This window comes from Pseudomonas sp. 8209 (assembly GCF_028682105.1).
GTDB lineage: Bacteria > Pseudomonadota > Gammaproteobacteria > Pseudomonadales > Pseudomonadaceae > Aquipseudomonas > Aquipseudomonas palmensis.
Genome location: NZ_JANIAH010000011.1, coordinates 24,029 through 37,436, shown reverse-complemented (window position 1 = coordinate 37,436; position 13,408 = coordinate 24,029). Strand labels below are relative to the sequence as shown.

1 protein-coding gene is annotated in these 13,408 nt (G+C 68.8%); it reads left to right on the top strand.

All coding sequences use genetic code 11. The features are described from left to right. Window positions 1–321 precede the first annotated feature (321 nt). Complete coding sequence (locus tag NP552_RS22115) at window positions 322–13,272, top strand: non-ribosomal peptide synthetase (RefSeq protein WP_274097161.1); 12,951 nt, start codon at window positions 322–324, stop codon at window positions 13,270–13,272. The last annotated feature ends 136 nt before the right edge of the window (window positions 13,273–13,408 follow it).

The following is a 13,408-nucleotide window of genomic DNA, read 5'->3' as shown; positions in this document are numbered from 1 at the left end:
CACCTTGTTCTCGAAGAGGGAAGCGAAGCACTCCGCGAGGAGATGCTTCCTACGACGTGCGACAAGCTATTCTTAATGATAATTATTGTCAAATGCGAAAAGTAATACTTCAAACTGTTTTTTGGTTCTAAGCACCACTCCGTGATCCGCTTCGAAAATCACCGGTCGCCGCGCCACAGTGGCGCCTAATTATTTCACCCGTTCATCCGTTCCCCTGTGTACATCCTCGGCCCCTGAAGGGCGTGTGCCGGTGCCCGAACACCCGGCTCCCTGCGCCCCGCGATGCCGATTTTCACGTACAGACACTGGCAGGAACTTTCCATGACGGACGCCTTCGAACTCCCGGTTACGCTGGTCCAGGCCCTCACCCAGCGTGCTGCGCTGACCCCTGAGCGGGTGGCCTTGCGCTTTCTCGCCGAAGACGCCCGCGACCAGGCCGTGCTCAGCTACCGTGACCTGCACCTGCGTGCATGCAGCATCGCCGCCGCATTGCAGGCGCGTGCGGTGCCGGGCGACCGCGCGATCCTGCTGTTCCCCAGTGGCCCGGACTACGTCGCCGCGTTCTTCGGCTGCCTGTATGCCGGGGTTATCGCCGTGCCGGCCTATCCGCCGGAATCCTCGCGCACCCACCACCAGGCCCGCCTGCTGTCGATCATCGAGGACGCCCAGCCGCGCCTGCTGCTGACCGTCGACAACCTGCACAACAGCCTGCTGGCCCTGGATGCACTCAAGGGCGAGGATGCGCCGCAGCTGCTCAGCGTCGATCACCTCGACGCCGGCCTGGGCGAGCAGTGGCAGGCCCCGTCGCTCAAGCCGGACGACATCGCCTTTCTGCAGTACACCTCCGGCTCCACCGCGCTGCCCAAGGGCGTGCAGGTCAGCCACGGCAACCTGGTGGCCAACGAAGTGCTGATCCGCCACGGCTTCGGTATCGACGTGAACCCCGACGACGTGATCGTCAGCTGGCTGCCGCTGTACCACGACATGGGCCTGATCGGCGGCCTGCTGCAACCGATCTTCAGCGGCGTGCCCTGCGTGCTGATGGCCCCGGCCTACTTCCTGGCGCGGCCACAGCGCTGGCTGCAGGCGATCAGCGATTACCGCGGCACCATCAGCGGCGGGCCGGACTTCGCCTACCGCCTGTGCAACGAGCGCGTCAGCAGTGCGGCGCTGGCCAGCCTCGACCTGAGCTGCTGGCGCGTGGCCTATTCGGGCTCCGAGCCGATCCGCCAGGACAGCCTCGACAGCTTTGCCGACAAATTCGCCGCGTGCGGTTTCGTGCCCTCGAGTTTCTTCGCCAGCTACGGCCTGGCCGAAGCCACCCTGTTCGTCAGTGGCAGCGTGCGCGGCGGCGGTATCCCCGCGCTGGCGCTGGACAGCGCGGCACTGGCGCACAACCGCGCCGAAGCAGGCGAGGGCAGCGTGCAGATGAGCTGCGGCTTCAGCCAGCCGCTGCACGCGGTGCAGGTCGTCGAACCGCACACCCTGGCCGTGCTGGGCGACAACCAGGTGGGCGAGATCTGGGCCGCCGGCCCGAGCATCGCCCACGGTTACTGGCGCAACCCCGAGGCCAGCGCAAAGACCTTCGTCGAGCACGGCGGGCGCACCTGGCTGCGCACCGGCGACCTGGGCTTCATGCGTGACGGCGAACTGTTCGTCACCGGGCGCCTTAAGGACATGCTCATCGTACGCGGGCACAACCTCTACCCGCAGGACCTGGAAAAGACCCTGGAGCGCGAGGTCGACGTGCTGCGCAAGGGCCGCGTGGCGGTGTTCGCCGTCGACGACCAGGGCGAGGAGGGCATCGGCATCGCGGTAGAGATCAGCCGCAACGTGCAGAAGGTCATCGAGCCGGCGAGCCTGATCCGCACCCTGCGCCAGGTCATCGCCGATGCCTGCCAGCAGGCCCCGGCGGTGGTGCTGCTGCTCAACCCCGGTGCGTTGCCCAAGACCTCCAGCGGCAAGTTGCAGCGTTCGGCCTGCCGCCTGCGCCTGCACGATGGCAGCCTGGACTGCTACGCCCGCTTCCCGGATGCCCAGGCGCCTGCCGCATGCCACGCCGCGCCGAGCGGCGACGGGTTGCAGGCGCTGATCGCGCGGCTGTGGTGCGAGCAACTGAACGTGGCCGAGGTGGGCGAAGACGATCACTTCTTCCTGCTCGGCGGCAACTCCATCGCCGCCACCCAGCTCACGGCGCGCCTGCGTGACGAACTGGGGCTGGAACTGAGCCTGAGCCTGCTGTTCGAAGCGCCGACCCTGGCAGGCTTCACTGCCCAGGTGGCCCGCCTGCACATCGACGGCGGGGTGGCCCAGGGCGTCATCGCGCAATTGCCCCGCGAACAGGCGCTGCCGCAATCGCTGGCTCAGGCCCGGCTGTGGCTGCTGTGGCAACTGGAGCCTGGCAGTGCGGCCTACAACATCCCGGGTGGCCTGCGCCTGCGCGGCGAACTGGACGAGGCCGCGCTGCGCAGCAGCTTCCAGGCGCTGGTGGCCCGCCATGAAGCGCTGCGCACGGTGTTTGCCGACCACCACGGGCAACCGGTGCAGCGCGTGCTGGCGAACCTGGCGTTGCAGGTGCACAGCCTGGACCTGGGGCACGAAACCCCGGCCCGCGTTCAGCAGTTGCGCGAAGACGAGGCGCGCCAACCCTTCGACCTGGAGCGCGGGCCGCTGCTGCGGGTCACCCTGGTACGCCAGGACAACGAAACCCATCAGCTGTGGGTGACCCTGCACCACATCATCGCCGACGGCTGGTCGATGAACATTCTGCTGGGCGAATTCGCGCGCCTGTATGCCGCCGCCTGCCAGGGCCAGCAGGCGCGACTGAATACGTTGCCGGTGCATTACGCCGACTATGCCAGCTGGCAGCGCCAGTGGCTGGCCCAGGGGGAAAGTACCCGCCAGCTCGCCTACTGGAAGGCCTTGCTCGGCGATGCGCAGCCGGTGCTCGACCTGCCCACCGATCACCCGCGCTCGGTGCAGCAGCGCAACAGTGCCAAGCGCCTGAGCCTGCGTCTTGAGCCGGCGCTGGGCACTGCACTGCGCCAGGTGGCCCAGGCCCACGATGCCAGCCTGTTCATGCTGTTGCTGGCGGCCTGGCAAACCCTTCTGCACCGCTACAGCGGCCAGCGCGACATCCGTGTCGGCGTGCCCAATGCCAACCGCCCGCGCCTGGAAACCCAGGGCCTGGTCGGCTTCTTCATCAACCCCCAGGTGCTGCGTGCCGAGCTTGACCCGCGCCAGCCCTTCAGTGCCTTGCTGGCCCAGGTGCGCCAGCGCACCCTTGAAGCCCAGGCCAACCAGGACCTGCCGTTCGAGCAGTTGGTCGAAGCCTTCCCCGAGGCCCGCGAGCAGGGCCTGTTCCAGGTCATGTTCAACCACCAGCAGCGCGACCTCGGCGCCTTGCGCCGCCTGCCGGGGCTGTTGGCCGACGAACTGGCGTGGCACAGCCGCGAGGCCAAGTTCGACCTGCAACTGCACAGCGAAGAAGACCACCAGGGCCGCATCAGCCTTTCCTTCGACTATGCCGACGAGCTGTTCGACGCTGCCAGCATCGAGCGCCTGGCCGCGCAACTGGTCAGCCTGCTGCAGCAGGTGAGCAGCGCGCCGCATCTGCCGCTGGCCGAGCTGAACCTGCTCGACGCCCCGGGCCGCGCCCAACTGCTCGACTGGGGCCAGGCCCCGGCAACGGCCCCCGGCCAGTGGCTGGTGGAGCAACTCAACGAACAGGCGCGCAGCACCCCGCAGCGCACCGCGCTGGTATGGGCCGGCGGCAGCCTGGACTACGCGAGCCTGCACACCCAGGCCAACCGCCTGGCCCATTACCTGCGCGACAAGGGCGTGGGCCCGGACGTGTGCGTGGCGATTGCCGCCGAGCGTTCGCCGCAGCTGCTGGTGGGCCTGCTGGCGATTCTCAAGGCCGGTGGTGCCTACGTGCCGCTGGACGTCGACTACCCGGCCGAGCGCCTGGCCTACATGCTCGCCGACTGCGGCGCAAGCCTGCTGCTCAGCCACAGCGAGGTGCTCGAACGCCTGCCCCAGGTCGAGGGCGTGAGTACCATCGCCATGGACACCCTGCACCTGGACAACTGGCCCAGCCAGGCGCCGGGCCTGCACCTGCACGGTGACAACCTGGCCTACGTGATCTACACCTCCGGCTCCACCGGCCAGCCCAAGGGCGTGGGCAACACCCATGCGGCCCTGGCCGAGCGCCTGCACTGGATGCAGGCCACCTATGCGCTGGACGACCACGACGTGCTGCTGCAAAAAGCCCCGATCAGCTTCGACGTGTCGGTGTGGGAATGCTTCTGGCCGCTGGCCCAGGGCTGCACGCTGGTGCTGGCCGGCCCCGGCGAGCACCGTGACCCGCAGCGCATCGCCGAACTGGTGCAGCAGCATGGCGTGACCACGCTGCACTTCGTGCCGCCGCTGTTGCAGGTGTTCGTGCAGGAGCCCCTGGCGGCCGCCTGTATCAGCCTGCGCCGGGTGTTCTCCGGCGGCGAGGCGTTGCCGGCGGCGCTGCGCGACCGTGTGCTGCAGGTACTGCCGCACGTGGCACTGCACAACCGCTATGGCCCGACCGAAACCGCGATCAATGTCACCCACTGGCACTGCCGCCGTGAAGACGGCCTGCGCTCGCCCATCGGCCGGCCCCTGGCCAACGTGCAGTGCCAGGTGCTCGATGAGGAGCTGGCGCTTTCGCCTGTGGGGGTGCCCGGTGAGCTGTGCCTGGGCGGTGCGGGCCTGGCCCGTGGCTACCTGGGCCGGCCGGGCCTCACCGCCGAACGCTTCGTGCCCGGCGCCGACGGCCAGCGCCTGTACCGCAGCGGCGACCGTGCGCGCTGGCTGGCCGACCTGGGGGCACTGGAATACCTGGGCCGCATCGACCAGCAGGTCAAACTGCGCGGTTTTCGTGTAGAGCCCGAAGAGGTGCAGGCCTGCCTGCTGGCCCAGCCGGGTGTGGAGCAGGCCGTGGTGCTGGTACGCGACACGGCGGCCGGCCCGCAACTGGTCGGCTACTACACCCACGCGCACGACTGCGGCGAAGCATTGCTGAGCGCACTGGCGGCGCAATTGCCGCCCTACATGATGCCCGCGCAACTGGTGCACCTGGCGCAGATGCCGCTGGGCCCCAGCGGCAAGCTCGACCGCAAGGCGCTGCCCGAGCCGAGCTGGCAGCAGCGCGTGCATGTTGCCCCGGTCACGCCGCTGCAACAGCAGATCGCCGCCATCTGGTGCGATGTGCTGGGCCTGGCGCGGGTCGGCCTGGACGATGACTTCTTCGCCCTCGGCGGGCACTCGCTGCTGGCCACCCAGATCATCGCCCGCGCGCGCCAGGCCTGCGACGTCGAACTGCCGCTGCGCACCCTGTTCGAAGCCAGCGCGCTGGGCGCCTTCGCCGCGCGCATCGAGGCCCTGCAACTGGCCGGGCAGCACAACCTGCAAGGCGAAATAACGCGCATCGACCGCAGCCAGCCGGTGCCGCTGTCGTACTCGCAGCAGCGCATGTGGTTCCTCTGGCAGATGGAGCCGGACAGCCCGGCCTACAACGTCGGCGGCATGGCGCGCCTGCGCGGGGTGCTGGACGTCAGCCGCTTCGAACAGGCCCTGCAGGCGCTGATCGTGCGCCACGAGACCTTGCGCACCACCTTCCCGAGCATCGATGGCGTACCGTACCAGGCCGTTTCGCCCGACACCGGGCTGGTGATGAACTGGCTGGACTTTTCGGCCCACGACCAGGTGCAGCGTAAGCAGCAACTGCAGGCCCTGGCGGACGAGCAGGCGCACCAACCGTTCGACCTGGAAACCGGGCCGCTGCTGCGTGCCTGCCTGGTCAAGGCCGGCGAGCAGGAGCACTACTTCGTGCTCACCCTGCACCACATCGTCACCGAGGGCTGGGCCATGGACATCTTTGCCCGCGAGCTGGGCGAGCTGTACGAAGCGTTTCTCGACGACCGCGATTCGCCGCTCGAACCGCTGCCGGTGCAGTACCTGGACTACAGCGTGTGGCAGCGCCAGTGGCTGGAGGCCGGCGAGCGCCAGCGCCAGCTGGACTACTGGCGCGCACAGCTGGGCGATGAACACCCGGTGCTGGAATTGCCCGCCGATCGTCCGCGCCCGGCGGTGCAGAGCCACCGCGGCGAGCTGTACCGCTTCGACCTGAGCGATGAGCTGGCCGCCAGGGTGCGCGCCTTCAATGCCGAGCATGGCCTGACCCTATTCATGACCATGACCGCCACCCTGGCGCTGCTGCTGTACCGCTACAGCGGGCAGACCGACCTGCGCATCGGCGCACCGGTGGCCAACCGCATCCGCCCGGAAAGCGAGGGGCTGATCGGCGCCTTCCTCAACACCCAGGTGCTGCGTTGCCAGCTGGACGGGCAGATGCGCGTGGCCGACCTGATCGAGCAGGTGCGTCAGACCGTGATCGACGGCCAGTCGCACCAGGACCTGCCGTTCGACCACCTGGTCGAAGCCTTGCAGCCACCGCGCAGCGCCGCCTACAACCCGCTGTTCCAGGTGATGTGCAACGTGCAGCGCTGGGAATTCCAGCAGAGCCGCCAACTGGCCGGCATGCAGGTGGAGTACCTGGTCAACGACGCCCGGGCGACCAAGTTCGACCTCAACCTGGAAGTCACCGACCTCGACCGTCGCCTGGGCTGCTGCCTGACCTACAGTTGCGACCTGTTCGACGCGCCGCGCATCGCGCGCATGGCGGCGCACTGGCAGCGGTTGCTCGACGCCTTGCTGGCCGACCCGCAGCAACGCCTGTGCGAACTGCCGCTGCTGGGCCAGGGCGAGCGCCAGGCCCTGTTCGACAACCTGGCCGGCGACCCCGCAGCGCCGGGCCTGAACCGCACCGTGCATGACCTGTTCAGTGCACAGGCCCAGCGCACCCCGGATGCACTGGCACTGACCTTTGCCGGCGAACACCTGAGCTACGCCCAGCTCGATGCCCGGGCCAACCGCCTGGCGCGGGTGCTGCGCGAACGTGGCGTGGGCCCGCAGGTGCGGGTGGGCCTGGCGCTGGAGCGTTCGGCGCAGCTGGTGATCGGCCTGCTGGCGATCCTCAAGGCCGGCGGCGCCTACGTGCCGCTGGACCCGGAATACCCCCTCGAACGCCTGCAGTACATGATCCAGGACAGCGGCATCGGCCTGCTGCTGGGCCAGCGCTCGCTGTTCGACAGGCTGGGCGAGCTGCCGCCCGGCGTGGCCCGCTGGTGCCTGGACGACGACGCGGCGGCGCTGCACGGCTACAGCGCCGAGGCCTTGCCGTCACTCAGCCTGCCGGGCCATCAGGCCTACCTGATCTACACCTCCGGCTCCACCGGCAAGCCCAAGGGCGTGGTGGTCAGCCATGGCGAGATCGCCATGCACTGCCTGGCGGTGATCAAGGCGTTCGGCATGTGCAGCGACGACTGCGAGCTGCACTTCTATTCGATCAACTTCGACGCGGCCACCGAGCGCCTGCTGGTGCCATTGCTCAGCGGCGCACGGGTGGTGCTGCGCGCCCAGGGGCAGTGGGGCGCAGAGGAAATCTGCACGCTGATCCGCCAGCAGCAGGTCAGCGTGCTGGGCTTCACGCCGAGCTACGGCAGCCAGTTGGCGCAATGGCTGGCCAGCCGCGACGAACAGCTGCCGGTGCGCCTGTGCATCACCGGCGGCGAAGCCCTGAACGGCGAGCACCTGCAACGCATTCGCGAGGCGTTCAAGCCGGCGCAGTTCTTCAATGCCTATGGCCCCACCGAAACCGTGGTGATGCCGCTGGCCTGCCTGGCACCACCGGCCCTTGAAGCGGGCGTCGGCAGCGTGCCGATCGGCCGGGTGATCGGCGCCCGCGTGGCGTACATCCTCGATGCCGACCTGGCGCTGCTGCCGCAGGGTTCCATCGGCGAGCTGTACATCGGTGGCGCAGGCCTGGCCCAGGGCTACCATGATCGACCTGGGCTGAGCGCCGAACGCTTCGTCGCCGACCCGTTCAGCCAGCGGGGCGGGCGCCTGTACCGCACCGGCGACCTGGTGCGCCAGCGCGCCGACGGGCTGGTGGAGTACATGGGGCGTATCGACCACCAGGTGAAGATCCGCGGCTTCCGTATCGAGCTGGGTGAGATCGAAAGCCGCCTGCTGGAACATGCCGACGTGCGCGAGGCTGTGGTGCTGGCGCTGGACATGCCCGGCGGCAAGCAACTGGCTGCCTACCTGGTGTGCGAGCAGGCACAGGCCGGCGCCGAACAGCAGGCGGCGCTGCGCGACAGCCTCAAGGCGCAACTGCGGGTGAACCTGCCCGACTACATGGTGCCCGCCCACCTGGTGCTGCTGGATCAGATGCCGCTGACCGGCAACGGCAAGCTCGACCGTCACGCGTTGCCGCTGCCGGACAGGGAGCAGGGCCACGAGCACTACGAGGCGCCACGCAGCGAGGTGGAGCAGCAACTGGCCGCGATCTGGCGCGATGTGCTCAACGTCGAGCGCGTGGGCCTGCAGGACAACTTCTTCGAACTGGGCGGCGACTCGATCCTGTCGATCCAGGTGGTCAGCCGCGCCCGCCAGCTGGGCCTGCACTTCAGCGCCCGCGACCTGTTCCAGCAGCAGACCGTGCAGACCCTGGCCACGGTGGTCAGCCGCAGCCAGGCCACGTTGATCGAACAGGGCCCGCTCAGCGGCGCCGCAGCGCTCACGCCGATCCAGCACTGGTTCTTCGACAGCGACGTGGTGCAACCGCAGCACTGGAACCAGGCCGTGCTGCTGGCGCCTGCCGAACGCCTGGCCGGCGACGCGCTGGAACAGGCCCTGCAGGCGCTGGTGGCGCATCACGATGCACTGCGCCTGCGCTTTTGCGAGGGCCGCGCCAGCTACGCCCCGGCCGATACGCGCGCACTGCTGTGGCAGGCTTCGGTGGCCGATCTGCAGGATTGCCAGGCCCTGTACAGCGATGTGCAGCGCAGCCTCGACCTCGCCGACGGCCCGCTGCTGCGTGCGCTGCTGGTGGAGGACGGGCAGGGCGCCCAGCGCCTGCTGCTGGCGATCCATCACCTGGTGGTGGATGGCGTGTCGTGGCGCGTGCTGCTCGAAGACCTGCAGGCGCTGTACCGTGGCCAGCCGCTGGCAGCCAAGACCAGCGCGATGAGCCACTGGGCCGCACGCCTGGCCACCTATGCCGGCAGCGACTCGCTGCGTGACGAGCAGCACTGGTGGCAGGCGCAGCTCAGTGCCGCCACCCGCGAGCTGCCGTGCGACCACCCCCAGGGTGCCAACCTGCACCGCCAGGCGCACACCGTCAGCGTGCAACTGAGCCAGGGGCAGACGCGCCAGTTGCTGCAGCAGGCCCCCGCGGCCTACCGCACTCAGGTCAACGACCTGTTGCTGACCGCGCTGGCCCGGGTGCTGTGCCGCTGGAGCGGCGATACCTCGGTGCTGGTGCAGCTCGAAGGGCATGGCCGCGAGACCCTGTTCGACGAGATCGACCTGAGCCGCAGCGTCGGCTGGTTCACCAGCGCCTACCCGCTGCGCCTGAGCCCGCTGAACATCGAGGAGGCCGCCGGGCAGGCGGCCTCGATCAAGGCGATCAAGGAGCAACTGCGCAGCGTGCCGCACAAGGGCCTGGGGTATGGGGTACTGCGCTACCTGGCCGATGACGCCACCCGCGAAGCCATGGCCGCGCTGCCCCAGGCGCGCATCACCTTCAACTACCTGGGCCAGTTCGACCAGCAGTTCGGCAGTGCGGCGCTGTATCAGCCGGTGGACGAACCCGCGGGCCTGGCCCACGACCTCGACGCACCGCTGCCCAACTGGCTGAGCGTCGACGGCCAGGTGTACGGCGGCCAGTTGCAGCTGCGCTGGACCTTCAGCCGCGAGCGCTTCGACACCCAGACCATCGAAGAGCTGGCCCGCGCCTACCTCGGCGAGCTGGCGAGCCTGATCGTCCATTGCCTGGATGACGCCAACGGCAGCTTCACGCCGTCGGACTTCCCGCTGGCGCGCCTGACCCAGGCACAGATCGACAGCCTGCCGGTGCCCGCCGCGCAGATCGAGGACGTGTACCCGCTGACCCCGATGCAGGAGGGCATGCTGCTGCACACCCTGCTCGAACCGGGCACCGGCATCTACTACATGCAGGACCGCTACCGCATCAACAGCGAGATCGACCCGCAGCGCTTCGCCCAGGCCTGGCAGGCGGTGGTGGCGCGGCACGAAGCCCTGCGCGCCTCGTTCTGCTGGAATGCCGGCGAAGGCATGCTGCAGATCATTCACAAGCCCGGCACCACGCCCATCGACTATCAGGACTGGAGCGCCGACCCGCAGGCCGATCACGAAGCACGCCTGCAGGCCCTGCACAAGCAGGAGCGCGAGGCCGGTTTCGAGCTGTTGCAGCAGGCGCCGTTCCACCTGCGCCTGATCCGCGTGGGCCAGGCGCAGTACTGGTTCATGATGAGCAACCACCACATCCTCATCGATGCCTGGTGCCGCTCGCTGCTGATGAACGACTTCTTCGAGCTCTACCTGGCCCTGGGCGAGGGCCGTGAGGCGCAGCTGGCGACGCCGCCGCGCTACCGCGACTACATCGGCTGGCTGCAGCACCAGAGCCTGGACGAGGCGCGCCAGTGGTGGCGGCAGAATCTGCAGGGCTTCGAGCGCACCACCTACCTTCCAAGCGACCGCCCGCTGCTGCGCGAGCACGCGAGCGATCACGGCGGCATGCAGGTGGGCGACTGCTACACGCGCCTGGCGGTGGAGGACGGGGTACGCCTGCGCGAGCTGGCCCAGGCCCATCAGCTGACCGTCAACACCTTCGCCCAGGCGGCCTGGGCGCTGGTGCTCAGCCGCTTCAGCGGCGAGCGTGACGTGGTGTTCGGCGTGACCGTGGCCGGGCGCCCGGTCAGCCTGCCGCAGATGCAGCACACCGTGGGCCTGTTCATCAACAGCATCGCACTGCGTGTCACCCTGCCGGCCCCCGGCCAGCGGTGTTCGGTGCGCCAGTGGCTGCAGGGCCTGCTGGAACGCAACATGGAGGTGCGCGAGTACGAGTACCTGCCGCTGGTCAACATCCAGGAATGCAGCGAACTGCCCAAGGGCCAGCCGCTGTTCGACAGCCTGTTCGTGTTCGAGAACGCCCCGGTCGAAGTGGCGGTGCTGGACCGCGCCCAGAGCCTGAATGCAACCTCCGACTCGGGCCGCACCCACACCAACTTCCCGCTCACGGCGGTGTGCTACCCCGGCGACGACCTGGGCCTGCACCTGTCGTTCGACCAGCGCTACTTCGACCGCGCCACCGTCGAACGCCTGCTGGGCGAATTCAAGCGCCTGCTGCTGGCGCTGATGGAGGGCTTGCACGGCGATGTGGCGCAGCTGGCACTGCTGGGCGAGCAGGAACAGCGCTTCCTGCTGCAGGACTGCAACCGCAGCGAGCATGCCTATCCGCTGCAGCAGAGCTACGCGGCGTTGTTCGAGGCGAGGGTGGCGGCGCATCCCGAGCGGGTGGTCGCACGCTGCCTCGAACAGCAGTGCAGCTACGCCGAGCTGAACTGCCAGGCCAACCGCCTCGGGCATGCCCTGGTGGCGGCCGGGGTGCAGGTCGACCAGCCGGTGGCACTGCTGGCCGAGCGCGGGCTGGCGCTGCTGGGCATGATCGTCGGCAGCTTCAAGGCCGGCGCCGGCTACCTGCCGCTGGACCCGGGCCTGCCCGGCGCGCGTCTGCAACGCATCGTCGAGCTCAGCCGCACCCCGGTGATCGTCTGCACCCGGGCCTGCCTGGCCCAGGCACAGGCCCTGCTCGACGAACTGGGGTGTGCCGGGCGGCCGCGCCTGCTGGTGTGGGAGGACATTCAGGCCGGCGACGGCAGCGAAGCCAACCCGGGCATCTACAGCGCGCCGGAGAACCTCGCCTACGTGATCTACACCTCCGGCTCCACCGGCCTGCCCAAGGGCGTGATGGTCGAGCAGCGCGGCATGCTCAACAACCAGCTGAGCAAGGTGCCGTACCTGCAACTGGGCGAGGCGGACGTGATCGCGCAGACCGCCTCGCAGAGCTTCGATATCTCGGTGTGGCAGTTCCTTGCCGCGCCGCTGTTCGGCGCGCAGGTGGCGATCGTGCCCAATGCCATCGCGCACGATCCGCAAGGGCTGCTGGAGCATGTGCAGGCCGCCGGCATCACGGTGCTCGAAAGCGTGCCGTCGCTGATCCAGGGCATGCTGGTCAACGAGCGCCAGCACCTGAGCGGCCTGCGCTGGATGCTGCCCACCGGCGAGGCGATGCCGCCGGAGCTGGCCTGGCAGTGGCTGGAGCGCTACCCGCAGGTCGGCCTGGTGAATGCCTACGGCCCGGCCGAATGCTCCGATGACGTGGCGTTCTTCCGCGTCGATGCGGCCTCCACCCAGGGCAGCTACCTGCCGATCGGCACGCCGACCGACAACAACCGCCTGTACCTGTTCGGTGAAGATCACGAGCTGGTGCCGCTAGGCGCGGTGGGCGAGCTGTGCGTGGCCGGCACCGGGGTAGGGCGCGGCTACGTGGGCGACCCGCTGCGCACGGCCCAGGCGTTCATCCCGCACCCGTTCGGCGCCCCGGGCGAGCGCCTGTACCGCACCGGCGACCTGGCACGCCGGCGTGCCGACGGGGTGCTGGAGTACGTGGGGCGCATCGATCACCAGGTGAAGATTCGCGGCTACCGCATCGAACTGGGCGAAATCGAGGCACGCCTGCATGAACAGGTCCAGGTGCGTGACGCGGCGGTGGGCGTGCAGGAGGGTGCAAACGGCAAGCACCTGGTCGGCTACCTGGTGGCGGCCGACAGCCGTGCCGACACGGCGCCATTGCTGGAACAGGTTCGCCAGCGCCTGCGCGCCGAACTGCCGGAGTACATGGTGCCGCTGCACTGGGCGTGGCTGGCCGAGTTGCCGCGCAACGCCAACGGCAAGCTCGACCGCAAGGCGCTGCCGGCCATCGAGTTCGGCCAGCAGCACAGCCAGGCCTACCTGGCGCCGCGCAGCGAACTGGAGCAGCAACTGGCTGACATCTGGGCCGATGTGCTCAAGGTCGAGCGGGTGGGGGTGCGCGACAACTTCTTCGAGTTGGGCGGGCATTCGCTGCTGGCCACCCAGATTGCTTCGCGGGTGCAGAAGGTGCTGCAACTGAACGTGCCGCTGCGGGCCATGTTCGAATGCAGCAGCGTGGAGGAACTGGCGATCTATGTGGAGGGCCTCGAGGCCACGGTGCTGAGCGACGACAAGGTCGACCGGCTGAGTGACCTGATGGCTTCGCTGGAGGCGTTGTAGGCAGCCGAGCGGGGCATTTTGGTTTAGCATCCATGCTTCGCTCATGCGCGCCAGCCTTCGGGCTGGCGCGCTGCTGTTCATCTGCACACGGTCGGTATCGATGCGCCTTTTCCCTGCTTTGTTTCGTGGTTGTTCC